Origin of the sequence: Kitasatospora sp. NPDC005748, from assembly GCF_040630735.1 — a bacterium.
Lineage (GTDB): Bacteria > Actinomycetota > Actinomycetes > Streptomycetales > Streptomycetaceae > Kitasatospora.
In genome coordinates this window covers 39,252-63,382 of sequence record NZ_JBEXYD010000002.1, presented here as the reverse complement: position 1 = coordinate 63,382, position 24,131 = coordinate 39,252, and the positions used below count along the sequence as shown (strand labels likewise).

Sequence of the window (24,131 nt, the reverse complement as noted above, 5' to 3'; positions counted from 1 at the left end):
CGGGACCCCGTGCGAGGCCGCCCCGCGGCGTCCCGCGATGCGGACCGCCGGACGCCTGGCCTTGGCGTTCACTCCCGCGCCGGTTAGCCTGTCGCTCCAAACTGACACGCGGGAGCTTGGACCCACCAGGCTGAGAGTGCGCCGGTCGACCGTACGCCACGAGCTCCGTGGACGGACCGTCGAGGGGGCGCAGACCGCCGGAACCTGTCCGGGTAATGCCGGCGTAGGGAGTATCGGCCATGCCGCCTGCTTCGCCATCCTCTTCTTCGGGCGCGCCCGCGTCCAAGGGTTTCCCCGAATCGTCCGCGACCGATCCCTGCGACGCCACCGGCGGGGCGGCCGGTTCCACCGGAGCGGGCACCGCCGTCCTGGACCGTCCGGACCGGGCGGACCGGGTCGAGGCCCCGTTCGTCCTCGACACCGAGCCGCCGCGCACGCTCCGCTTCCGGGACCACTTCGCGCTCTGGATGAACCTCGGCGTCAGCCTGATCGGCTTCACCACCGCCGCCACCGTGCTCGGCGCACCCGGCAGCGAGCTGTCGCTGGCCGCCGCGGTCACCGCGATCGTGGTCGGCACCGTGGTCGGCACCGCGATGCTCGGCGTGGCCGCGCTGATCGGGGCCCGGACCGGCGCGCCGGCGATGGCCAACCTGCGCGGACTGTTCGGGACGAAGCTCTCCTACGTGCCGACGGTGCTGAACATCGTCCAGTGCATCGGCTGGGGCGTGTACGAGCTGCTGGTCATCGCGATGGGCGCGCAGACGGTGGCGCACACCGACGGCTACCGCTGGCTCTTCGTCGTCCTGGCGGGCGCGGTGACCACCGCGCTGACCATCTGGCCGCTCGGCGCGATCGCGGTGCTGCGCCGCTTCGTCGCCGCGGCGGTCGCGGTGGCGATGGTCTACTTCACCGTCCAGCTGGGCCGGGGCGGCGTGTCCGACCCGGGCGCGGGCAACTGGCACGGCTTCCTCCGGGCCACCGACGCGATGATCGCGGTGTCGATCTCCTTCGTCCCGCTGGCCGCCGACTACACCCGGCACTCCCGCACCGCCCGCTCCGCGTTCTGGGGCAGCTTCTCCGGCTACACCGTCGCCCAGGTCTGGTGCTACGTGCTCGGCCTGTTCGCGCTGCTGCAGGCCGACGGCGACGCCTCCCGGATCTTCGACTCGTTCCTGGGCGTCTGGGCCGGCTGGTTCTTCCTGCTGGTGCTGGTGCTGCGCGAGACCGACCAGTCCTTCGCCAACGTGTACTCGACCGCGATGTCGGTCCACAACCTGCTGCCGAAGGTGGACCGCCGGGTACTGACCGGCGCGACCGGCCTGCTGATCACCGTGCTGGCGCTGCAGATCACCGAGTTCACCGACTCCTACTACGCCTTCCTCGGTCTGATCGGCTCGGTGTTCGTGCCGATGTTCGCGGTACTGGCGGTCGACTACTTCCTCGGCGCCGGCCGGCGCGGCTGGAACCTCGCCGCCGACGCCCCGTCCCGCTGGCTGATGCTGCTGCCCTGGGCGCTCGGCTTCGCCGTCTACCAGCTGATCGCGCCGACCGCGATCGCCGGCTGGTGGACGGACTTCTGGACCTCCGTGCAGGAGGCCCTGCACTTCACGCCCCAGGAGTGGACCTCGGCGTCCCTGTTCGGCTTCCTGGTGCCGGCCCTGGTCACCTGGGCGCTCACCCCGCTCACCCGCCGGACCCCCGCCGCCTGACGCCCGCGGGCCCGGTCGGGCCCGCGACCGCCCGCCGGGAAGGGCGGACGACGAGGCGCGCGGGCGAAGACGGCCCCGCAGGTTGGGGCCGTCTTCGCCCGGGTGTCACTTCCGCCGCCTATCGTGGACGGCGTGACCAGCCCTGACCTCTCCCCGGCGGCGGCGCGCACCACGCGGCCCGTCCAGGTGATCGCCCACCGCGGTTCCTCGCACGCCCTGCCCGAGCACACGCTCGCGGCCTACCGCCGGGCGCTCGACGAGGGCGCGGACGCGGTCGAGTGCGACGTCCGGGTGACGGCCGACGGGCATCTGGTCTGCGTGCACGACCGCCGGATCGGCCGGGTCTCGGACGGCCGCGGCACGGTCTCCTCGATGACGCTGGCCGAGCTGGAGGCGCACGACTTCGGCGCCTGGAAGACGGGGGAGCCGAGCGCGGACCCGGACCTGCGCGGCGTCCTGCGGCTGGAGAGCCTGCTGGAGCTGGTCACCGACTGCGGGCGCCCGGTGGACCTGGCGATCGAGACCAAGCACCCGGTCCGTTTCCGGGGCCGGGTGGAGTCCGAGCTGCTGCGGATGCTCGACCGGTTCAAGATCGGCGGGGCGCCGGAGGGCGACCGCCCGCAGGCCCGGATCATGAGCTTCTCCTCGCTGGCGCTGACCAGGGTGGCCGCCGCCGCGCCGGAGTACCCGCGGGTCTTCCTGTTCGAGCGGACGCTGCCCCTGCAGGGCCGGCTGCGCCCGGGCGCCTCGCTGCCCGGCGGGGCCCGGATCGCCGGCCCGGGCATCGACCTGGTGCGGGCCCGGCCCCGGCTGGTGACCCGGCTGCGGGAGCTCGGCCACCAGGTGCACGTCTGGACCGTGGACGAGCCGGCCGACGTCGAGCTCTGCCTGGAGCTCGGGGTCTCGGGGATCATCACCAACCGCCCGGCGGAGGTCCTGGCCCAGCTCGGCCGCTGAACCGGTCCGCCGCGGAACGCCGTCCCTCGCGCCCCACGGGTTTCTCCGGCTATTTCCGGCCCCCCGAGACCCGGTGGCCGCGCGCCCCGCTCCGGAATCACCCGGCACTTCCGCCCCGGCGGACCGCGATCGCTTGGGTAGGGCTCAAACCTTCATCCGCCGTTTTCTGACGGAAATCATGCGTTCTCACAACAGAGGGTGAGCGGGGAATCACCTGCAGCGCACCGTGCGTCGCCCGGCTTGAAATGTCCGCGCGGGATCGCCGTACGGTCGTTTCCGACCCATTACCAAGGGGCATCCATCCCTCGGCATACGCTGAAGGAGGTCCGGGGGTGGCGTTGATGGTGGCGCGTGAAGTGCCGACTTCATCGACCATGGCAGTGCCGCACGGCCCATCGAGTGTCGGGGTCGCACGGCGCCGACTGCGTCGAGATCTACGTGACCGGGAGATTCCGGAACCGGTCATCGATGATGTTGTTCTGATCCTTTCCGAACTGCTGAGCAATGCATGTCGTTACGCACGGCCGCTCGGCCCGCTGCCCGTGCTCGGACGCAGCGCCCGGGCCGAGATCGTCGACCAGATCCTCGTCGGCGTTCCCTCCGGTCCGGCCGAGCCGGCCGGCGCTCCCGTGACGGGCGGCCCGGCCGTCCACGCCAGGAGCCGGGACGCGGGACAGGCCCGGCCGCAGGCCCACCCGGACGAGGGCGAGGGCAACGGCGGGGTGCTGGTCCGCTGGCAGCTGCACGCGGACGGGGTCCTCACCCTGGAGGTGACGGACGGCGGCGCGCAGACCCGGCCGTCCCCCGCCAGTCCGTCGCTGACCTCGCGCGGCGGCCGCGGGCTGAGCATCGTCGACCAGCTGTCCAGCGACTGGGGCGTGCGCGACGCGCCCGGCGAGGTCACGGTCTGGGCCGCCCTGCCCGCCCGGGCCCGGCACGCCCGGCGCACCGGCGGTGACGCCCGGAGCGCCTGAGCGTCGCCCGCGGCCGTCGGAGCGGGGCCCGGTGGGGCCTCCGCGGGGCGCCGCCCACGGCGGTCCGGGCGTCGCCCCCACGGGGTACTCCCCGCCCCGGCGCGTGCCCACGGGCCGGGGGAACGTCAGTAGGCTGCCCGGAGCACACCGAAACCGCCACCGGGAGAGCCGCACCATGGGCAAGAAGGCCGCCAAGAAGGCGCCGCAGCGCAGCCAGTCCACCACCGCCGTCACGGGCGAGATCCCCGTGGTCGGGGCCCGCGAGAACTGCCCCTGCGGTTCGGGCCGCCGGTACAAGGCCTGCCACGGCCGGGAGGCCTCGCACGCCGTGCAGGAGCTGGTGCACCGCCCGTTCGAGGGGCTGTCCGGCGAGGCCGACTGGGTGGCGCTGCGCGAGCTGGTCCCGGCCGCGACCGTGCCGTTGACGCTGGCCGCCGGGGTGGCCGAGGCCGCCAACGGTGACGTCCCGTCCGTGACCCTGGCCACCGTGCTGCCGCTGGCCTGGCCGGCGCTGCGCCGCCAGGACGGTTCGATCCTGCTCGGCCTGCAGACCCAGTCCGCCTCCGGTGACCTGAGCCGTGACCTGGCGGACGCCCTGGAGCTGGCGCTGGCCGCCGAGCCCGGCTCGCCCGTCCCGGCCCGCCGGACCGTGCCGGGCGGCCGCCGCCTGCAGGACCTGCTGGACGCCACGGCCGAGTTCACGCCCGCCGTGCACACCGGCTTCGAGTTCTGGCTGGAGGACGCCGAGACCGCCACCGGCGAGGTGGCCGCCTCCCTGGAGCGCGCCAACGCCTCGGCGATCCCGACCGAGAAGCTCACCGGCGTGGACTCCGCGTACTGGTGCGGCACCCCGGACAAGAACCACCTGCGCTGGGTGATGACCGTGCCGGAGGAGGAGCTGCTGGACGCGCTGGCCCGGCTCACCGCCGCCGACCTGTCCTCGCTCGGCCCGGACACCCGGCTGGTCGGCTCCTTCCGTGCGCACGGCCTGACCGTCCCGGTCTGGGACCTGCCGCTCGCCATGACCGCCACCGACTGCGAGAAGCCGGCCGCGGAGTTCGCCGAGCGGCTCGCCGCGACGCTGGCCGACCCGGCGCCGCTGACCGGCGAGGAGCGGCGGGCCCGCGCCAACCTGGTGAACCGTCAGGTCACTTTGAACTAAAGGGGACTCGGATCCGGGTGATACGCGTCACATTGGCCGCCGGTACGGCAATTTCCGGGCGGGCAGGGGCTCTTGGAAATTGGCGCGGGCGCGGATCCTTGTTACTGTCTAAAGAGTCCGGTCGCTGGTGCATCCCCCGTCGCCAGCGGCCGGATCTTTTGTTTTCCGGCCCCGACCCGCTCCGACGGATGGACCGTGCCCGATCAGTACCCCGGCCGATCGGCCCGCCGGCCCGGCCGCGACCGACGCACCGGCCCCCGCCGCACCGGCCACGGGGGCCGAACGACAGGGGCCGGACGAGGCGCGGAAGCCCCGTCAGTACGCCGAGCGCCCGCTGTCCAGCTGGACCGTCGCGTCGACCAACTCCCCCAGCAGCGGCCCGACCTCGGGCAGCCACACGCCGCCGTCGGCCGCCGGACGCGGCGGCAGCACCCAGCGCACCCCGCCGCCCGAGCCGCCGCCCGGCGGCAGCGCCAGGAAGCCGCCCGAGCCGTGGTAGCGCAACGACCCCGGAACCCAAGGAAGTTGGGCGAGCATCTCGCCGAGCGCCTCCAGCGAGTAGGGGGCGACGAGCATCGCGTAGCGGCCGGGCATCGACAGGACCGGCCCCAGCGGCAGCCGCAGCGCCGCGAGGTAGGCGAGCGCCCGGGCACCGGCCGCCGCGGGCAGGCTGACCGCCGAGACCGTCCCGCCGGTCGCCGCGAGCACCGGCGCGTCCGGACTCTGCCGCTCCCACCACCACCGCACCATCCGGGCGTCGGTGGTGGCCGCCAGCAGCGACGGGTCGTGCGGGTGGGCTCCGGGGACGGAGCAGTCCGCGTCCCCGCACGAACAGTGGCCGCCGACCAGCAGCGTGCCGGGCACCACCGGCCAGCGGTGGTCGACCGCGGCGGCCAGGGCCGCGGCCAACCGGACGGAACGGACTGTCGACCGGCTCCTTGAGTTCTCGCGCATGGCGCTCGTTCCTTTCCGTGACCGCTCGGGTCGCTCCGGCCCCGCCGGCCGGCGGCCGGGGAAACGCCGCACGGGCCCGTACCGGGCCGGTGGGCTTGGCGAACGGCGTGGCGGGGATGGAGCACGGTGTGGAGCACGACATGAAAGAGCCGCGATGCGAACAGCCCTTGGAACGAGAATCCCGTATGCGACCGGATGGACGCCGCCCGGGCGCGGTTGGTTCCACCGTACGAGTGAGTGACTTCCGGCCGACCCGGCCGACGGGCGGCGAAAGCATACGATCCGGACGGCCGCGAGAGCCGTCCTGACGGTTCTGCCCGTTCTCCGGCGCTCCATGCCCGCGGGCCCGGCAGGGGCGCGCACGAACGGAGCGGGCCCCGGCCGGGCCCGGCGGGACGGAGAACCGGCCACCCGCGTCGTCATGGATCTGGACATGCCCCGAATGGCCTGTGTAGAAGTGGTGGCATTGCTGTCGATCAATGACGAGTAGTAGCGAATCGAGGCGAATCACGCCCTTTGGCCGTGCTCGCTCCCATCGGCCGTACCTGGGGGATCCGCATGACACGTACCACCGCGTCAGGAGTGGCGGCATGACTGAGTCCCACCCGTCGTCGACAGCCTCCGAGCCGGGCGATCCCCGTCGCCCCCGCGGGCTCTCGGTGCTCGACCATCCGGGCTTCCCCACGCCCCCCGCCGGACCGGCCGGGCAGCCGGGCTGCGCGGCCGACGAGCCGGCGGCCCGTACCGAACCGCCCGGCGGTACCGAACCGCCCGGCGCCCCGGAGGCCCGCCCGGCACCCCCGGCCGGGCTGCAGGACCGTTTGGCCGGACGGCTGTCCGATTTCACCAGCCTCCACGAGCACTCCGAGCGGCTGGCCCGCGCCCGCGGCCTGACGGCCACCCTGGAGGCCGTGCTGGCCTCCGGCGCCGCGCTGCTCGGCGCCGACCGCGCCCTGCTGGTCACCGCGCTGCCCGGCGGCGGCCCCAGCCAGCCGGTCGGGTACGGGCTCGACCGCGCCAGCCTCGGCGCGCTGGAGACGGTGCCCACCGAGCAGAGCCCGCTCGCCCGGCTGCTGCGCGAGCACGACCGGCCCGACCGGCTGCAGTCGCGCGACCTCGCCACCGACCCCGCGATCGGTGCCCGGCTGCGCGAGCTCGCCGGCCACCTCCGCCTCGGCGGCTGCCACGGGCTGCCGCTCGCCACCGCGGAGGACGGCCCGCTGGCCGCCGTCCTCTGGTTCTACGACGAGCCCGCCGAGCCCACCGAGCGCCAGTGCGAGCTCGTCCGGCGGTACTGCGACGTCGCCGCCCCGCTGCTGGCCAAGGAACTCGAAGCGGACCGGGCCCGGCGCACCACCGAGGCGCTCTGCCGCGGCCTGCTCCCGGACCGCCTCCCGCAGCCCGCCGGCCTGCGGCTGGCCGCCCGACTCGTCCCGGCCGGGCTGGACCGCTCGGCCGGCAGCGACTGGTACGACGCCATCCCGCTGCCGGACGGCACCGTCGGCCTGACCGTCGGCAGCGTCTCCGGCGACGGTCCGGGCGCCGGCCCCTGCTCCGCCCCCGGTGCGGCCGCCGCGATGGGCCGGGTCCGGGCCGCGCTGCGGGCCTACGCCGTCCTGGAGGGCGAGGACCCGGTCTCCGTCCTGGGGGACCTGGAGCTGCTGCTCAAGACCACCGAGCCGGCCCGCAGCGCCACCGCCCTCTACGCCTGGATCGAGCCGGACGAGCGCCGGATCACCCTGGCCGGGGCCGGGCACTGCCCGCCGGTGCTGGTCACCCGGCAGGGCGCCGAGTTCGTGGAGACCTCGCTCTCCGCGCCGCTCGGCATGCTCTCCTGCTGGGAGGCGCCGGGCGTCGAGCTGACCGCCGGGCGCGGCGACACCCTGGTGCTCTACACCGAGGGCCTGGCCCGCCGCTGCGGCCCGACCCTGCACGCCGGACAGGCCAACCTGCGCCGGGCCGCCGCCGACGCCCCGCGCGACGTGCGGATCGACCCGGACCGGCTCTGCGCCCACCTGCTGGCCGTCTGCGCGACCCGGGAGGCCGGGCCCGCCACCGACGACCTGATGGTGCTGGCCGCGCGCTTCGAGTAGCCGGCGGCGCCCGTGGCCGCGGCCCCGCGGCGGGGCTTCCCGGGCCGAGGCCGCCGGAGGCCGGGCGGCCGGGCGTCCGTACCATGGACGCACGGCCGCCCACGTGTGTCGCGATCCGACGCCCCCCGGCCCTTCGCCCGGGGGACCCCCATGGGCGGCACCCGCGCAAGGAGGCGACGTACGTGACCGAGGACCGCACCCCGGCAGTGGCCGAGAACCCCGAGGCCGCCGGCGGCGAGGAGCCGCAGGAGTTCAAGGGCCGCAAGAACGGCCTGTACTCGGAGGTCTCCGACGAGCTCGCCGCCTCGATGAAGTCCGGCTGGGCCGACACCGAGCTGCACGGCCTCACCCCGGTCGCCCAGGCCCCGTACGCCGCCGAGCGCCGCGCCCGGCTCTCCGCCGCCTTCCCCGGCGAGCGCCTGGTCGTGCCGGCCGGCACCCTGCGGGTCCGGGCCAACGACACCGACTACAACTTCCGCGCCGCCAGCGAGTACGTGCACCTCACCGGTGACCAGACCGAGGACGCGGTGCTGGTCGCCGAGCCCACCGGCGCGGCCGGCCACGACTTCGGCCTCTACCTGCTGCCGCGCTCCGACCGCGAGAACGGCGAGTTCTGGCTGGACGGCTACGGCGAGCTGTGGGTCGGCCGCCGCCACAGCCTCACCGAGCAGGAGCAGCTGCTCGGCCTGCCGGTCCGCGACGTCCGCAAGGCCGCCGAGGAGCTGGCCGGGCGCGCCAAGGCCGACGCCGTGCCGACCCGGATCGTGCGCGGCTACGACGCCGGTCTGGAGTCCGCGCTCGCCGAGGTGCTGGACGCCGACAAGGACGCCGGGCTCAAGGAGTTCCTGAGCGGCCTGCGACTGGTCAAGGACGAGTGGGAGATCGGCGAGCTGCGGGCCGCCTGCACCGCCACCGTCAACGGCTTCACCGACGTGGTGCGCGAGCTCGGCCAGGCCGTCGCCACCTCCGAGCGCTGGATCGAGGGCACCTTCTGGCGCCGCGCCCGGGTCGAGGGCAACGACGTCGGCTACGGCTCCATCTGCGCCGCCGGCCCGCACGCGACCACCCTGCACTGGGTGCGCAACGACGGCGAGGTCCGCCCGGGCGAGCTGCTGCTGCTGGACGCCGGCGTCGAGACGCACAGCCTCTACACCGCCGACGTGACCCGCACGCTGCCGATCGACGGCCGGTTCAACGAGCTCCAGCGCAAGATCTACCAGGCGGTGTACGACGCCCAGGAGGCCGGCATCGCGGCGGTGAAGCCCGGCGCCCGGTTCCGGGACTTCCACGACGCCTCGCAGCGCGTGCTGGCCGAGCGCCTGCTCGCCTGGGGCCTGCTGGACGCCTCGGTGTACGACCTGGAGAAGGTGCTGGAGCTGGGCCTGCAGCGCCGCTGGACCCTGCACGGCACCGGCCACATGCTCGGCCTGGACGTCCACGACTGCGCGCACTCCCGCACCGAGGAGCACGTCGACGCGCTGCTGGTGCCCGGCATGGTGCTCACCGTCGAGCCCGGCCTGTACTTCCAGCAGGACGACCTGACCGTGCCCGAGGAGTACCGGGGCATCGGCGTCCGGATCGAGGACGACATCCTGGTCACCGCCGACGGCAACGAGAACCTCTCGGCGGGCCTGCCCCGCCGCGCCGAGGACGTCGAGGCGTGGATGGCATCGCTGGCCTGAGCCCGACCGGCACGCCGCGGGCCCGGCTCCCCGGTGGGGGCCGGGCCCGCGGCGCGCGCGCTACTTGGCGACCACCCGGACCGGGACGGTGCGGGTCCCGATGACGGTGGGCGGCCCCTGCTCGGGGGCCACCAGCGCGCTGACGGTCACCGGCATGACCCCGGCGCCGTCCTGGGCCGTCAGCTTCATCCGGTACCTGATGGTGAAGGCGTTCCCCGGTGCCAGCGGGCCGGCGTCGTCGAAGACCGGCTTGCCCGCCGCCGGCGGGGCGATGGTCAGGGCCTTCCACGATCCCGCGCCGTTCGCGCGCTCCAGCGTGCCGGTCACGGCGCCCTTGCTCCCGGCGTAGGACTCCGCGACCAGCTGGGGCACCACCTGGGCGTAGCTGGTCCGGCCGGTGTTCTTGAAGGTCACGACGAACTCCACCGGAGTGCCGTCGTTCGGGAGCTGCTGACCCGTGGTGAGACCCTCCACGGTGACGCTGATGTCGTTCTGGCCCGCCACCGAGGGTGCCTGACGGCCGCTGAGGTCGATGGTGTCGAGGATCGACACCAGACCCGGCTGGTAGTCCGGCTTGAGACCGTTCGCCGTGATGAACACCTGATCGTCCTTCAGGCCCCACATCTGGGCCGTGAAGTCCTCCCCGGGCTTGCAGGTCACCTGCCACTGCGTCTTCGAGATCGCCCGCCCGGCCACGATGTCACGGCTCTTGGCCGGCTCGCCGATCTTCGTGTAGGGCCCGGTGGGGACGTAGGGGTGTCCCCAGACCGGGCAGCTGGGCTGGTGGCTGAAGCCGGACGAGGAGTCCAGGTCGAACGCCGTCGGCCAGATCGCGTGCTCGGCCTCGTCGGCGGTGTTGTACGCGGTGATCAGCACGCCGTAGGGCTCACAGGCCTCCTGGGTCCAACCCGGCTGGGCACCTGTGGGCGCGCCCGGGCTCAGGACGCACAGACTGGTCCCCGCCGGGTCCGGCGGCACGACCCGCCAACCCGCCGGCACCTTGAACTTCACGCCCCGGAACGTGTACGGGGTCGCGGCCGTCGTGGGTGGGGCGGTGCTGCTCTGGGTGCTGCGCGGGGTGGCGGCGCCGCCCGGGACGGCCGGCTCGCCGGTGCCCGTGGGGTCGGCCGCCGGGGCGGAGGTCTCGGTGCCGGCCGCCGTCGGAGTGTCGGCGGGGGTCGGCTCCACGGTCGGGACCGCGCTGGGGCTCGGGCTCGCGGAGGCCGTGACGGTGGCCGCCGGGCCGGGACCGCCCCGGTCGGCCACCGTGTCGCCGCGGAAGCCGAGCACGCCGAACGCCATCGCGGCGGCCAGGCCGAACAGCGGCACGGCGGCGAGGTAGACGGGCTTGAGCCGGCGCAGCCGCCGGGTCGGGGGCGCGGCCGGGCGCAGGTCGTGTGCGGTGATCTGCATCGCTCTGGCGTTCATCGCCTCGCGGAGCAGCCGTTCCATCGGGGTGTCGTCCGGCCCGTCACCGTCACCGCCGGTCCGGCGGGGAAGCTTGTCGGTCATCGAACCTTCTCCAGATGCTTTTCCAAGGCGTCCAAGGCCCGGCTGGCGGTGGACTTCACTGCGCCCCGGGAGAGCCCCAGGGTTTCCGCTATCTGTGCTTCGGACATGTCCGACCAGTAGCGCAGCACCAGCACCTCGCGTTGGCGGGAGGTCAGCTCCCGCAGGGCGACCAGGACGCGCCGGTGCTCGTCGTTGAGCACCGCGTGCTCCTCGGCCGAGGGAGCGTCGGCCTCGTGCGGGGGGACGTACTCGCGGGCGGTCTTGCGGCGGCGCAGCATCGAGCGGGCGCCGTTGACCACGCTGGTGCGCAAATATCCGAGGGCGTTGTCCAGGTCGTCCAGCTGCTCGCCGTGGCGCTGGTAGAGCTGGGTGAAGGCCTCCTGCACGACGTCCTCGGCGAGGTCCTGGTGGTCGACCAGCAGGACGGCCATCCGCACCAGGCCCAGCCGGTGCGCGTGGTAGAGGCCGGTCAGGGTGGGGCGTTCCTCCGCCTCCTGCTTGCGCCCGCCGCGCAGCAGCCGCAGCCCCGACCGGCGCCGCACCGCCTCCTGCCCGGAGCTCGACGGGGCGCCGTCCGACGAGGCGTCCCGGGGAGCCGCCGCCCCGCCCGCCTCCCGTGCGCCGAAGAGCGGTCCGACCAGCCCGGCGCGGAGGAAGCCGCCGCTCCTCCCGCCTCCCACGATTGGCCCGATGGCCATGGACATCCGCGTTCTGCTTCCCCCAGGGACGGTTCCCGGCGTGGACCGGACCGTCATGACACATGATCAAGATCGTGATCGGCGGGAATCCTGCCATCGCCTCGACCGCCGGCAGAACCCGCCCCCCACTGGTGATGGACGTGCGAGGAGGGCGGAGGTTGCAGGTGGCTTCGCAGAAGTTTTCGACCTGGCCGGAACGGCTACACTCACCCGCATCCCGCCACCGCCGCCCAGTCCGAGGGGACCTCATGGCCGACCAGCAGACCACCGGCCCGGTGGCCGTCGCGATCGGACGGCGGCCGGAGCCGGTGCACGATGTCGCGGTGTACGCCTTCGACGGCATGACGCCGTTCGAACTCGGCGTGGTGGTCGAGGTGTTCGGGCTGGCGCGGCCCGAGCTGAGCGGCCTGCTGGCCGCCCCCTGGTACGGGCTCAAGGTCTGCGCCGACCGGCCGGACACCGCGCTGCGGTCGGTCGGCGGCTTCTCGCTGACGGCGCATCACGGCCTGGACGACCTCGCCGCCGCCGACACCGTGGTGGTCCCCGGAGTCCCGAACGCCTTCAGCGGCGAGGTCTCCCCCGGGCTGGTCGCCGCGCTGCGAACGGCGCACGAGCGCGGTGCGCGGATCGTCTCGATCTGCTCCGGCGCCTTCGCGCTGGCCGCCGCCGGCCTGCTGGACGGCCGCGAGGCCACCACCCACTGGCGGTACGCCGAACTGCTCCAGCGCCGCCACCCGTCGGTCCGGGTCAATCCGGACGTGCTGTACGTGGACAGCGGCTCCGTCCTGACCAGCGCGGGCAGCGCCGCCGGGATCGACCTCTGCCTCCACCTGGTCCGCCGGGACCACGGTGCCAAGGTGGCCAACAGCGTGGCCCGCCGCTTCGTGGTGCCGCCGCACCGGGACGGCGGGCAGGCCCAGTTCATCGAGGCGGCGGTCCGGCCGGTCGACGAGGAGGACGACGGGATCGCCCGTTCCATGCAGTGGGCGCTGGACCACCTGTCCGCCCCGCTGACGATCTCCCTGCTGGCCCGGGCCGCCCAGATGTCCGACCGCTCGTACCTGCGGCACTTCACCGCCCGCAACGGCACCAGCCCGATGCGCTGGGTGATCAGCCAGCGCGTCGCGGCCAGCCTGCCGCTGCTCGAATCGCCGGACGGGTCGGTGGAGGAGATCGCCACCGCCGTCGGCTTCGAGAGTGCCGCGACCTTCCGGCACCACTTCGGCCGGGTGATGCGCACCTCCCCGACCGCCTACCGGCGCGGCTTCGGACGCGGCGTGGCCTGAAGCCGGGCGTGGCCCGGGCCAGGACACGGCCCGGGCCTGCGCGTGGCCTGGGCCGGCGGCCCTATGCCTGCTCTCCGGTGCGGAAGGCCGCGTTGGCGAGCATCGCGTCGTGCAGCCACTGGGCGAGGCCCGGGGCGAGCTCCTCGTAGGTGGCGGTGAACCGCGGGTCCGCGACGTACATCCCGGCGATACCGCGGTGGATCTCGAAGGTGCAGTCGTAGAAGTTGTCGCAGATGTGCTGCCGGTGGACCTCGGCGAGGTCCATGGCCGGACCGCCATCGGCCGGTTCGCCGGCGGTGAAGGCCGCCACCAGACGGGCGTTGAGCGCGTCCGTCTCGGCCTTGATCCGCTGCCAGTCGCCCTTGTCGTAACCACCGGTGCGGCGCTGGGACTGCGCCCAGGCGTCGGTGTCGCCCCAGCGCTGCTCGGCCTCGGCCTCCCACTCCTCCCGGTAGGACTCGCCGAAGACCTCGAACTTCTCCTCCGGGGTCAGCTGGATTCCCATCTTCTGTGCCTCCATGGCGTGTTCGACGGCCGCGGCCAGGTCCTGGAGGTGGCTGATGCGGTCGGTCAGCAGTCGGTGCTGGCGCCGCAGGTGCTCGCTCGGGCTCACCGAGTGGTCGTCCAGGATGGCCGCGATCTCTTCCAGGGGGAACCCGAGTTCGCGGTAGAACAGGATCTGCTGCAGCCGGTCGAGGTCGGTGTCCTGGTACCGGCGGTAGCCGGCCGGGGTACGCCCCTGCGGGGCGAGCAGTCCGATCTCGTCGTAGTGGTGCAGGGTGCGGACGGTGACCTTGGCGATCTTCGCCACGGCACCGACCGAGTAGCCGCCGCTCATCCGGGCGCTCCCTTCTCGTTGGCCACGACTCTCCCGCCTCCCGTTGCGTGAGGGTCAAGCCCAGTCTCCGGCGCGGGGGCGGCCCGCGCCGCGACGCCCGCCCCGCCCGGTCCGTCCCGTCCTGCCACGCCCGTCCGGTCACGTCGCGCCCCGCCCGCCCCGCCCGGCCCGGTCCGCCCCGGGGGCCGTCGGCCCCGTGCGAGTCTCCGAGCGGACGGCCCCGGACGGGCCCCGGCTTGGACGAAGCCGCCTATTGCCGGGCCGGACGGCAGCCGCCAGCATGGCGCCATGACCACCACCGCTGCGCCCCTCATACGACGGCTGGCCGCGGAGGCGGTCGGTACGGCCGCGCTGGCCGCCGTCGTGGTCGGCTCGGGCATCCAGGCCGCCGCGCTGAGCCAGGACGGCGGGGTCCGGTTCCTGGCCAACGTCGGTGCCTCCGCGCTGGCCCTGGCCGTCCTGATCGAGCTGTTCGGCCCGCTCTCCGGCGGGCACTTCAACCCGCTGGTGACGGCCGGCGCGTGGTGGGCCGGCCGGCGCGACGGCAGCGGGCCGACGCTGCCCGAATTCGGCGGGTACGCCGCCGCGCAGCTGGCCGGCGCGGTCGCCGGGACTGGCCTCGCCAACGCGATGTTCGGGCGGCCGTTCATCGAGCCCTCCGGACACGGCCGGGACGGCGGAGCGCTCTGGCTCGGCGAGGCGGTGGCCACCGGGACGCTGCTGCTGGTGGTCGCCGGGCTGAGCGGCAGCGGACGCGGCCGCCTGGTGCCCGCGGCGGTCGGTCTCTGGGTCGCGGCGGCCTGCTGGGCCACCTCCTCCGGTGGGTTCGCCAATCCGGCGGTGACCCTGGGGCGGGCGCTGACCGACAGCTACACCGGGATCGCGCCCGGCTCCGTCCCCGGCTTCGTGCTCGCCCAACTGGCCGGGGCGGGGGCCGCGCTGGCGCTGGGCGCGGTGCTGTTCACCCGCTCCGGACCGGTCCGGAGCCGGTCCGTGCCGGACGACGCGCGGGAGCTCGTCGCGGGCCGGTCCGCCGCGACCGGCTGAACCGCCGGCCGGCGCCCGAGCACCCACCGCCGTTCAGCCCGCGGCCCCCGCGGGCACGCGCTCGCGGCGCCGGGCGGCCCTGCCCCCGGTGTCTCCCCCGGGGCGCGGCCGGCGGCCCCGCCGGGTGGGCCAGAGCAGCACGTACGCGGCCGACAGCACCACGAAGGCCAGCCGGACGAAGCCGCGCGCCGAGTCGGAGGGGATCAGCAGCGTGCCGCCGTACAGCGCGGCCAGCGCGATCCAGCTCCACCACGGCACCAGCCGCTGCTGGCCGACCGCGTCCCAGAGCAGGGTGCCGAGCAGGATCGAGGCCGTGTAGTAGGTGTAGACGCTGGGGTCGAACAGGATCCGGGCGTCCGCGCCCAGCAGGACGACGGCCGGCCACCGGCCGCGCCACACCGCGATGCTGCCCAGCGCGAGGCCCAGGCCGAACTGCAGCGGCCGGTCCCACCACGGCGTGGTCGGGTCGGTCACCCCGAACCACCGCAGCGCCGAGGCCGGCTGGTTGGGGATGGTGAACTTGGCGGCCGCCACCGTGTCCAGGTCGCCCAGGTAGAACGGCAGCCAGGCGACGGCCACCAGCCCGGCGAACCACAGCGCCGTGCGCAGCCAGGCCGGCCTGGGCAGCGCCAGGATCAGCGGGGCGAAGGCCAGCGCCCAGGGCTTGGAGTCCACCGCCAGCGCCAGGTAGACGGCGACCTGGACAGCCCGGCCCCGGCTGAGCGCGTGCGCGGCGAGGGTGGTGAAGAAGAGCGCCAGCACGTCGTCCAGGTGTGCGAAGCGGACCGAGACCTCCACCCACATCGGGATGAACGCCAGCCCGGCGACCAGCAGCCGCTGCTGCAGCCGACGGTGGTTGGTGCCGGTGCCCAGGTAGTACCAGGCGGCGGTGCGGCCGACCAGGACGAGCATCACCAGGCCGAGCCCGGACATCGCGGCCTCGGCCACCAGCTGGCCGGTGTGCGCGGGGAACGGGCTGAAGAGCCGGGCGACGGCCAGGCTGACCGGACCGATCTGCAGTTCGGGGTGGTGGGCGTAGAGCGCGAGCCCGCCGTCGGTCTGGCCGCTGAAGAGCAGCTCCTCGCCCTGACGCAGGTAGTGCCAGGAGAAGCCGCCGCTGGGCTCGACCAGCAGGAACCAGAGGACCGTCCAGGCGACCAGCAGGACGTGGTGTCTGCGCACCGGAAGACCGGCGATCCGGCCGGTGGCGGCCTCGTAGTCGGTGGTGGACCGTGCCGACCGTGCTCCCCGCACCCCTCTACCTCTCCCGCGCCGAGCCCCCCTTCGGCCGGTCATCCTATGTGACCCGACGGAAGCGGCCGCGCCCCGCGGGTGTCCGTGGCAGGACACCCGCGGGGCGCGGCCGTCGGCCGGGCCGGGCGGTCCCGGCGGTGCCGGGGCCCGGTGGGCCGGATGCCCGGGCTCGGCCCGGGCCGGGATCAGCCCTGCTGGGCGGCCTTGCGGCGGCGGAGCAGCACGAGGGTGCCGGCGCCGACCGCGAGGACGGCGCCACCGGCGATGGCGATGCCGGTGGTGTCGTCACCGCCACCGGTCTGGGCCAGTGCCTTGTCGGCGTTGTCGGCCGCGTTCTTGGCCTTGGCGACGGCGGCCGGGGTGAGCTTCGGCGGCGTCACGGTCGGCACGGTCACCGGGAAGTCGATCGGCTCCTGGGCGCCGGTGCCGCCGGTGGACGGGGCGGAGGTGGTCGCACCGGTCGGCTGCGCGCTCGCCGAGGACGACGGGCTGGTCGACGCCGACGGGCTGGTCGACGCCGAGGTGGTGGCGGTGGGCGTCGCCGTGGCGGTCGCGGTGGGCGTCGCCGTGGCGGTCGCGGTGGGCGTGGCCGTGGCGGTCGCGGTGGGCGTGGCCGTGGCGGTTGTGGTGGGCGTCGCGGTGGCGGTGGCCGAGGGCGAGTGGCTGGGCGAGTGGCTCGGCGACTGGCTCGGCGTGTGGCTGGGCGACGGGCTGCCGGTCGGCTTGCCGGTGGTCTGGCTGGCGGTCGGGCTCGGCTTGCCGCCCCCGGCCTTGATGGTGAAGCCGGCGCCGGTGATGCCGTCGCAGCTGAAGTGGCCGTTGCCGACGGGCTCGTGGGACTGGTCGTCGAGCTGCTCGGAGAAGACGACCGGCACCACGCCGGCCTTGCCGAGCGGGGCGTCCTTGGTGAACGAGGCGCGGACCTTGATGGAGACGTCCTTGCCGCGGTTCACCGCGAGCATCGCGTCGTCGGAGTCGGCCCCGCCGAGCAGGATGAGCACCGCGTCGTCGTCGGAGTCCCCGCCGCCGGGGGCGACCGAGCCGGGCAGCCAGGCGCCGCCGGGCAGCTGGTACTCGACCTTGAGGTCGCCGGCCTCCAGGCTGCCCGCGCGGTTCTTGAACTTGAGCAGCGGGTAGAACACGAAGTCGTGCCGGGTCGAGTTGTCGATCCGGAAGGTGAACTCCCGGGCGTCGCCGCCCGCGATGAAGGTGTCCGGCACCCCGCGCACGGAGAGGTCCAGGCTCTGGCGCGAGGACTTATCGGCCTGCGGTGCCGCGGTGGCGGACGGGGAGCCGGTGGTGCCGACGGCGACGGCGCCCTGGGCACCGGCCAGCACCATCGAAGAGGCGAGGGCGGCGGCGCCGGCGAGGGCGAAGCTGCGACGTATGGACATGGGCAAGGAAGACCTCACGGATGAGTCCGGGCGTGGCCCGGGAGCGCGGAAGGACTGGGTTGTCCGAACTGTGGTCCCCCCACGAAGCTGAAAGTCCGACGGAGACTACCGAAAGATCCAGCCAGATCGTAAGGCGGGTGCCACCCTTCGTGCACCACCCTGACCGGATACTGTCCGATTGGCCCAACTCCGTCACTCGGTAAGGCTTTTGTGCCATACCGTCAGATGACCGCAGGGTGACCGGTACACGTCCGGAACACCGCGTCCGACGGCGCCGCACTGGCGGGAAACCGCCGTCGGGCGGCCATGCTCCCACGGACCGCCGCCGAGGCCGGCCGGCCGGGCCTCCCCGCCCTCGTCGGAGAGGGCCGGCCGGTGGGTGGGCGTCAGCCCGCGAAGAAGGACTTGGCGGCGACCAGCGCCCGCTCGTCGTTCAGCACGTCGCCCGGCCGGGTGCCGTTGCCGAGCAGCGCGCCGCCCCAGCGCATGCCCATGTAGTCGGCGCAGAGCCGCAGGGTGGCGATCAGCGGGTCCGCCTTGTCCGGCTCGGTGGCCAGGGCGGTGACGGCCCAGATGGTGCCGCCGGAGAGCCGGGCGCGGAAGTCCGCCCCGGGCGCCCGCAGCCAGGCGGACCAGTGGTCGAGGTAGAGCTTGGCGCTGGTCGGCAGCGAGTACCAGTACACCGGGGCGACGAAGACCAGGTCGGTCGCGGCCAGGGTGGCGTCCAACAGGGTGCGTTCGTGGCCGGCCGGCTCGGGGAAGCCGCCGTCCTCACTGTGCCGGCGGTCCTCGAAGGGGGGCAGCGGGTGCTCGCTCAGCCGCAGCCACCGCTGCTCGGCACCGGGCGGCAGACTCGCCCCCGCGGCCAGCCGGGCCAGCTGTTCGGAGTTGCCGTCCGGGCGCGAACTGGCGTTCAGGAAGAGGAACGAACGCGGCGCAGCGGCGCCGGCGGTGTGCTCGGACATCAGGACCCCCGTGCGGATGGCGACAGAAGGCCCGAGCGTACGACAGCCCTCCGACGGGCCCGGCGGCGACTACTCCGGCAGGCCCGCCCGGCGGCGGGCGACGGCCGCGACGGCCGCCCAGTCCTTCTCGCCGTCACCGTGCGCCAGGGCGTCGAGGAAGGCGTCCCGCAGCACGCTGCCGAAGGGCAGCGGCACGTGCGCCGCGGCGCCGGCGGTCAACGCGAGATCGACGTCCTTGAGACCCAGCGGCAGCTTGAAACCGGCCGGTTCGTACCGGCGCTCGGCGACCATCGCCCCGTAACCGGAGTAGACCGGCCCGGGGAAGAGCGTGGCGGTGAGCATCTCGACCAGATCGGTCGGGCGGACGCCGTTGGCCTCGGCCAGGCTGCACGCCTCGGCCATCGACTCGATCGCGCAGGCCAGCAGGAAGTTGGCGCTGATCTTGGCGGTGTTGGCCTGGCGCGGGTGCTCGCCGAAGTGCCACGTCCGCCGCCCCATCGCGGCGAGCAGCGGTTCGGCCAGGGCGAGCGCCTCCGGGGCCCCGGCGGCCAGGATGTTCAGCTCGCCGGCCGCCGCCACGGGGGGCCGGCCGAGGACCGGCGCGGCGACGTAGCCGATGCCGTGCTCGGCGTGCAGGGCCTCGGCCCGCTCCGCGAGCGCCACCGAGACCGTGGCCATGTTGACGTGCAGGGTGGCCCGGGCGCCGGCCAGCAGGGCCGGATCGAGCAGCAGCCGCTCGAACGCGGCGTCGTCGGCGAGCATGGAGACCACCGCCTCGGCGGCGAACGCACCGGTCGGCCCGTCGGCCGCCTCGGCGCCCCGGTCGACCAGCGCGGCCACCGGCCCGGGCGAGCGGTTCCAGACCCGCACCCGGTACCCGGCCCGCAGCAGGCTGGCGGCCATGCCCTGCCCCATCGCGCCGAGCCCCACGAAGCCGACCGTCGTCACTGCCATCGCCCACTCCCGTCGTCGCCGCCCGGCGGACCGCGCCACGGACCGCCGGGCCGGAGCCACCGGTACGGCGAACCGGGCACGTCGAAGCGGGCGGGCCGGTCCGACGGAGCCGTCGGACCACGATCCATGCCGCCCCGACTGTACGTCAGCCCGCCGCCCCGGCCGTGCTCAGGCGCACGCGTGCTCCGGCAGCCGGGCCCGGCCCGACTCCAGTTCGGCGACGACCCGGTGGCGCAGCAGTTCGTACTGGGCCTGGAGCCGGCCCGGGCGCTGCGGGCGGGCGACCGGCCGGCCGGGGCCGACCCGCTCGTCGGGGCCGAACTGCTCGCGGGTGAGGTCGATCTCGAAGCCGGTCGCGAACCGGTTCCACCAGTGCAGGTCCGTCCGGACACCGCCGACGTGCACCTCGCCCATCATGAGCTCGCCGCCGAGCAGGTCGTGCAGGACCATCGCGGTGACCCCGCACTGGCCGCGGGCGGGATTGTCGGGATGCCAGTGGGCCAGGTCCTCGGGCGCACAGGTGTCGACACCCCAGGAGGAGCGGATCGCACGTTCGATGTCGTTGAGGGTCCACGCCGTCATAGCGGGAAGCCTGCCACGCCCCACTGACAGCGGCACAGGCTTTTCAGTGGGCCACCCCGTGTTCTGCGGTGACCTTCTCGATCTTCACCCGTACGAGCAGCTCGCCGGGGACGCCGTTACGGGCGCCGTACTGCTCGGCGAGTTCCTCGCCCATGTACCGGGCGGCGATCCGGGTGGCCCAGTCGCGCACCTCGGGCAGATCGTCGCTCAGCCGGGCGGTGCCCTGGACGAGGGCGTAGGAGAAGGGCGGCCGGTCGTCGTCCACGCAGAGCATCACCCGGCCGTCGCGGGCCAGCGTGCGGCCCTTCACCGTGCCGGCGCCGGTGTTGAACACGATCTCGTCGCCGTCCAGCAGGAACCAGACCGGCGCGACGTGCGGGCGGCCGTCGGCCCGGGTGGTGGCGATCTTGGCGGTACGGGTGCCGGCGGCGAGGAAGGCGCGCCACTCGGTCTCGGTCATGTGAGGCATGCGCCCATCCTGGCCGCTGCGGCGCTCCGGCGCACCGGGTTCCCGGGGTGACCGGGCTCCCGGGGTGACCGGGTGACCGGGGCGGATGCGCTGGGCGCGGGCGGGCGGGCGGCGGCGCAGCGGCGGGCAGCGGCGCGCGGGCATGCCGGCGCACCGGAGCGGTCGGGGGTCCGCTCCGGTGCACCGCGTCGCGTCGCGTCGGGCGCCCGCGCGCCCGCCGGGCGCTACTTGCCGAGCGCCGCGACGCCCGCCTGGGCGAACTGCTCGTCCAGGTCGCCGCTGGGCGCGCCCGCGACGCCGATGCCCGCGATCGGCGCGCCCTTGGCCTGCACCGGGGCGCCGCCGGCCAGGAACAGCGTGCCCGGGATGTCCTTGAGGTTCGGCGCCTGCGCCAGCCGCTTGGCCAGCTCGGAGGTCGGCGCGTTCCAGGAGACCGCCGTGAACGCCTTGCGCTCGGCGGACTCCGGCGACTGCGGGCCGGCGCCGTCACCCTTGAGCAGCACCCGGGTGATGCCGTCGCGGTCCACCACCGCGACCGTGACGTGCTGGCCGGCCTTGGTGGCCGCGTCCAGGGTGGCCTGGGCGGCCTTGGTGGCGGCCTCGATGGTCAGGCCGGTGGTCTGGGTGAGGTTCTTGTTCTGGGTGTCGGCCTTCACCGCGGCGGCGGCGGCCGGGGCCTCGGTGGTGTCCGCACTGGCCGAGACGGCGCCGACGGTGGCGGCGGCCAGCGCGGCGGCGGCGACGGTACCGGTCAGCACACGGGTACGCAGGGAGGTCTTCTTCATGGTCGGGCTCCTCGTCGGATCGGTCGGTGCCACGGCCGGGATCTGGGGGCCAGGTCGGGCTCGGCGGCTTCGGTACCGATCCTCCGGCCGCCGGGCCCCGGGCACATCGACGGTCCGGCGGCCGCTCGCGCGCAGGATGGAGGACGGTCCCGTCAACCGATCGGCTGATGCGCGGCCCGGTCGGACGGGTCACCATCGAGGGATCGGACCAGGTCAGCGTGGTGGGCCGGAGTGCCGACCGCAGAGAGCCGCCCGCAGAGGGGCGACCGCAGAGTGGAAGGAGCCGCCCCGTGCCGCAGGACCGTCCCGCCGGCGGCGAACCGGCCACCGGTGCCACCGCCCCGGCCCCCGCGGGCCCGGCGGCAGCCCCCGACCCGGCGGTCCCGCCCGGACCGGCGAGCCCGCCCGCCCCGGCGGACCTTTCCGGCCCGGCGAACCTTTCCGGCCCCGGGGCCGACAATCCGGACGACGGCCGGCTGGCCGTCCTGCTCGACTCCGCCTTCCTGCTGCTGCTCGCCACCTCGCTCGGCCGCTACCTCAGCCACCACCCCGGCAACCCCCGCATCCCCTGGGTGATCGGCCTCGGCCTCGCCCTGGCCGTCGCCCAGCCGGTCGGCTCCTGGCTGGCCCACCGCCGCCCGCCCGCCCCCGGGCGCCGGCGCAGGCTCTGGCCGCTGGCCCTGGTGGTCGCCCTCTGGGTCGTCCTGGTACTGGTCGCGCCGAGCTTCGCCTGGTGCGCCGTCCCGCTGGTCTACACCGCCCTGCGCACGCTGCCCGCCCGGGCGGCGATCCCGCTGGTGGCCGCGCTCACCCTGCTGGTGGTGATCGGCGAGGTCCGGCTCCCGGGCGGGGTGGACGCCAACCTGGTGCTGCTGCCGCCGGCCGTGGCGGCGCTCGCCACCGCCGTCTTCCTGTACATGGAACGGCAGGCCGAGCGGCAGCGGGCGCTGATCGCGGACCTCGTCCGCACCCGGCGCGAACTCGCCGCCACCGAGCGCCGGGAGGGCACCCTGGCCGAGCGCGAACGGCTGGCCATGGAGATCCACGACACCCTGGCGCAGGGGCTCTCCAGCCAGCAGATGCTGCTGCAGGCCGCCGACCGCACCTGGGAGGCCGATCCGGCGACCGCCCGCGCCCATGTCCGGACCGCCGCCGAGGTGGCGGCCCGCAACCTCGCCGAGGCCCGCCGCTTCGTCCACGACCTCGCGCCCGCCGAGCTCGCCGACGGGCGCACCCTCGACCAGGCGCTGCGCTCGCTCGCCGAGCGGGAGTCCGCCGAGAGCGGGCTGCCGGTCCGGTTCCACCTGGACGGCGCCCCGGTGCCACTGCCCGCCGCCGCGCAGTCCGCGCTGCTGCGGATCGCCCAGGGCGCGCTGGCCAACGTCCGGGAGCACGCCGGGGCCTCGGCCGCCGCGCTGACCCTGTCCTTCCTCGGCGACCAGGCCGTCCTGGACGTCGCCGACGACGGCCGGGGGTTCCGGCCCGCCCGGCCGGGCGGCGGCTCCGGCGCGCCGGAGCCCGGCAGCGGCGGGCGCGGGCACGGTCTGCCAGCGATGCGGGCGCGGCTGCGCCAGCTCGGTGGCACGCTGACCGTCGAGAGCACCCCCGGCGAGGGCACCGTCGTCTCCGCCGCGATCCCGCTGGAGCCACGACGAACCCCCCTGGAGCCCCGATGAGCACCGCCCCGTCGACCCCGCCGGTGCGGCTGCTGGTCTGCGACGACCACGCCGTGGTCCGGGCCGGCCTGCTGGCGCTGCTGGCCAGCGCCGGTGACATCGAGGTGGTCGGCGAGGCGAGCACCGGCGAGGAGGCGGTCGCCCTGGCCGGTGCGCTGGCGCCGCAGGTCGTGCTGATGGACCTCCAGCTCGGCGAGGGCATCGACGGCGTCGAGGCCACCCGGCGGATCACCGCCGCACCGGGCGCGCCGCACGTCCTGGTCCTCACCACCTACGACACCGACGCCGACATCACCCGGGCGATCGGGGCGGGCGCCACCGGCTACCTGCTGAAGGCCGAGCGGCCCGAGGAGCTGTTCGCGGCGGTGCACGCGGCCGCGCGCGGCCGGACCGTGCTGTCACCGCCGGTCGCCACCCGGGTGATGGCTCAGATGCGGGCCCCCGTACCGCAGTTGACCGAACGTGAGCAGGAGATCCTGGCCCAGCTCGGACAGGGGCTCGGCAACCGGGAGATCGCCCGGGCGCTGTTCATCAGCGAAGCCACCGTGAAGACCCATCTGGGCCGGATCTACGACAAGTTGGGCGTGGACAACAGGGCCGGCGCGGTGGCCGTGGCCAAGGAGCGCCGGCTGCTGCGCTGAGCGTCCGTCCGGTGCCGCTGCGTGCCCGTCCCGCCCCGGAGTGTCGGATTCCGCGCCCCCGGGAGCCTCGCCCCCGAGTGTCGGATTCCGGGCCCCCGGGAGCCTCGCCCCGGATCCGCCGTTCGCCCGGACGGGTGAGGCCGGAGACCTGTGGCCACCCTCCTCCGACACCGTTTCCTCACGCACCCGGAGCACCCGCGCCGGAGTCGGCACGCCCCGGCACCCGGCCGCTGACGGCGCGCCGCCCGCCTGCGTCCCACCCTCGGGCCGCCCTCGGCCCGCCCTCGGGCCGCCCGAACACGCCCGCCGGAATGTGGATGTTTCGTGGAACTCTCTATTGACAAACCAACCACTCGGTTTGTTAGCGTGGAGATCAACGACGCCTCCGGTGGTGGGGCCTCGCCGGGGTCTGTGCGAACCATCCTCGCCGGAGGGTGGCTGCCAGGGGGGTGCGGCGGGGGACCGGAGAGTCGGGGGGTACGGCGCGCCGATGCCGTGT

At 74.8% G+C, this 24,131-nt stretch carries 21 protein-coding genes and 1 riboswitch; of the genes, 10 read left to right on the top strand and 11 right to left on the bottom strand.

Annotation, left to right across the window (positions count from 1 at the left end):
• Positions 1 to 98 precede the first annotated feature (98 nt).
• Positions 99 to 247: riboswitch (TPP riboswitch) on the top strand.
• From ABZ495_RS01700 to ABZ495_RS01685, 4 genes are all read left to right on the top strand, one after another.
• Entirely contained in the window at positions 240 to 1,709 is a 1,470-nt protein-coding gene (locus tag ABZ495_RS01700; RefSeq protein WP_329488672.1) for a cytosine permease, read from the top strand. It overlaps the preceding riboswitch by 8 nt.
• 132 nt (positions 1,710 to 1,841) lie before the next feature.
• Positions 1,842 to 2,666 carry a glycerophosphodiester phosphodiesterase family protein gene (locus tag ABZ495_RS01695; protein WP_359833934.1) on the top strand — a complete coding sequence of 275 codons (825 nt, stop codon included), beginning with the start codon at positions 1,842 to 1,844 and terminating at the stop codon, positions 2,664 to 2,666.
• Between the two features lie 245 nt (positions 2,667 to 2,911).
• Positions 2,912 to 3,640, top strand: a complete 729-nt coding sequence (locus tag ABZ495_RS01690) for an ATP-binding protein (RefSeq protein ID WP_359833933.1) — start codon at positions 2,912 to 2,914, stop codon at positions 3,638 to 3,640.
• A 175-nt stretch (positions 3,641 to 3,815) separates the two neighbouring features.
• Entirely contained in the window at positions 3,816 to 4,802 is a 987-nt protein-coding gene (locus ABZ495_RS01685) for a DUF5926 family protein (protein ID WP_359833931.1), read from the top strand.
• Positions 4,803 to 5,117: 315 nt separating this feature from the next.
• On the opposite strand, the gene ABZ495_RS01680 is transcribed toward ABZ495_RS01685, so the two are convergent.
• Positions 5,118 to 5,756, bottom strand: coding sequence for a bifunctional DNA primase/polymerase (locus ABZ495_RS01680; RefSeq protein ID WP_359833929.1), 639 nt, complete (start codon positions 5,754 to 5,756; stop codon positions 5,118 to 5,120).
• Positions 5,757 to 6,346: 590 nt separating this feature from the next.
• Between ABZ495_RS01680 and ABZ495_RS01675 the strand changes: the two genes are divergently transcribed.
• Together ABZ495_RS01675 and ABZ495_RS01670 are read left to right on the top strand one after the other, a co-directional pair.
• Complete coding sequence (locus tag ABZ495_RS01675) at positions 6,347 to 7,849, top strand: PP2C family protein-serine/threonine phosphatase (RefSeq protein ID WP_359833927.1); 1,503 nt, start codon at positions 6,347 to 6,349, stop codon at positions 7,847 to 7,849.
• Positions 7,850 to 8,031: 182 nt separating this feature from the next.
• On the top strand, positions 8,032 to 9,531 hold the full coding sequence (locus tag ABZ495_RS01670; protein WP_329488678.1) for an aminopeptidase P family protein: 1,500 nt from the start codon (positions 8,032 to 8,034) through the stop codon (positions 9,529 to 9,531).
• 60 nt (positions 9,532 to 9,591) lie between these two features.
• On the opposite strand, the gene ABZ495_RS01665 is transcribed toward ABZ495_RS01670, so the two are convergent.
• On the bottom strand, positions 9,592 to 11,043 hold the full coding sequence (locus ABZ495_RS01665) for a hypothetical protein (RefSeq protein ID WP_359833925.1): 1,452 nt from the start codon (positions 11,041 to 11,043) through the stop codon (positions 9,592 to 9,594).
• Positions 11,040 to 11,741 (bottom strand): SigE family RNA polymerase sigma factor, encoded by a 702-nt coding sequence (locus ABZ495_RS01660; RefSeq protein WP_359833924.1) that lies wholly within the window; start codon positions 11,739 to 11,741, stop codon positions 11,040 to 11,042. Before ABZ495_RS01660 ends, ABZ495_RS01665 begins: the two co-directional genes overlap by 4 nt.
• 248 nt (positions 11,742 to 11,989) lie before the next feature.
• Between ABZ495_RS01660 and ABZ495_RS01655 the strand changes: the two genes are divergently transcribed.
• Positions 11,990 to 13,027 carry a helix-turn-helix domain-containing protein gene (locus ABZ495_RS01655; RefSeq protein ID WP_359804055.1) on the top strand — a complete coding sequence of 346 codons (1,038 nt, stop codon included), beginning with the start codon at positions 11,990 to 11,992 and terminating at the stop codon, positions 13,025 to 13,027.
• 61 nt (positions 13,028 to 13,088) lie between these two features.
• Here the strand turns inward: ABZ495_RS01655 and ABZ495_RS01650 are convergent, their stop codons facing one another.
• Positions 13,089 to 13,865: a MerR family transcriptional regulator gene (locus ABZ495_RS01650; RefSeq protein ID WP_352290416.1), complete on the bottom strand. Its 777-nt coding sequence runs from the start codon at positions 13,863 to 13,865 to the stop codon at positions 13,089 to 13,091.
• 288 nt (positions 13,866 to 14,153) lie between these two features.
• Here ABZ495_RS01650 and ABZ495_RS01645 point away from each other — a divergent pair, with 288 nt between their 5' ends.
• Positions 14,154 to 14,912 (top strand): aquaporin, encoded by a 759-nt coding sequence (locus ABZ495_RS01645; RefSeq protein WP_359833922.1) that lies wholly within the window; start codon positions 14,154 to 14,156, stop codon positions 14,910 to 14,912.
• Positions 14,913 to 14,945: 33 nt separating this feature from the next.
• Here ABZ495_RS01645 and ABZ495_RS01640 read toward each other — a convergent pair whose 3' ends face one another.
• From ABZ495_RS01640 to ABZ495_RS01610, 7 genes are all read right to left on the bottom strand, one after another.
• On the bottom strand, positions 14,946 to 16,109 hold the full coding sequence (locus ABZ495_RS01640; protein ID WP_359834188.1) for a hypothetical protein: 1,164 nt from the start codon (positions 16,107 to 16,109) through the stop codon (positions 14,946 to 14,948).
• A gap of 242 nt (positions 16,110 to 16,351) precedes the next feature.
• Entirely contained in the window at positions 16,352 to 17,560 is a 1,209-nt protein-coding gene (locus ABZ495_RS01635; RefSeq protein ID WP_359833920.1) for an LPXTG cell wall anchor domain-containing protein, read from the bottom strand.
• A gap of 386 nt (positions 17,561 to 17,946) precedes the next feature.
• On the bottom strand, positions 17,947 to 18,525 hold the full coding sequence (locus ABZ495_RS01630) for an NAD(P)H-dependent oxidoreductase (RefSeq protein ID WP_329488685.1): 579 nt from the start codon (positions 18,523 to 18,525) through the stop codon (positions 17,947 to 17,949).
• Positions 18,526 to 18,594: 69 nt separating this feature from the next.
• Complete coding sequence (locus ABZ495_RS01625; protein WP_359804051.1) at positions 18,595 to 19,479, bottom strand: NAD(P)-dependent oxidoreductase; 885 nt, start codon at positions 19,477 to 19,479, stop codon at positions 18,595 to 18,597.
• Between the two features lie 168 nt (positions 19,480 to 19,647).
• Positions 19,648 to 20,061 carry a hypothetical protein gene (locus tag ABZ495_RS01620; protein WP_329488687.1) on the bottom strand — a complete coding sequence of 138 codons (414 nt, stop codon included), beginning with the start codon at positions 20,059 to 20,061 and terminating at the stop codon, positions 19,648 to 19,650.
• 43 nt (positions 20,062 to 20,104) lie between these two features.
• A complete protein-coding gene (locus tag ABZ495_RS01615) occupies positions 20,105 to 20,521 on the bottom strand; it encodes a PPOX class F420-dependent oxidoreductase (RefSeq protein ID WP_329492168.1) in 417 nt (138 codons plus the stop codon).
• A gap of 233 nt (positions 20,522 to 20,754) precedes the next feature.
• Positions 20,755 to 21,315 (bottom strand): heme-binding protein, encoded by a 561-nt coding sequence (locus tag ABZ495_RS01610; protein WP_329488688.1) that lies wholly within the window; start codon positions 21,313 to 21,315, stop codon positions 20,755 to 20,757.
• A gap of 476 nt (positions 21,316 to 21,791) precedes the next feature.
• On the opposite strand from ABZ495_RS01610, the gene ABZ495_RS01605 reads away from it, so the two are divergent.
• Both ABZ495_RS01605 and ABZ495_RS01600 read left to right on the top strand, forming a co-directional pair.
• Positions 21,792 to 22,991, top strand: coding sequence for a sensor histidine kinase (locus ABZ495_RS01605; RefSeq protein WP_359834186.1), 1,200 nt, complete (start codon positions 21,792 to 21,794; stop codon positions 22,989 to 22,991).
• Positions 22,988 to 23,632: a response regulator transcription factor gene (locus ABZ495_RS01600; protein WP_359833918.1), complete on the top strand. Its 645-nt coding sequence runs from the start codon at positions 22,988 to 22,990 to the stop codon at positions 23,630 to 23,632. Before ABZ495_RS01605 ends, ABZ495_RS01600 begins: the two co-directional genes overlap by 4 nt.
• Positions 23,633 to 24,131: the final 499 nt, after the last annotated feature.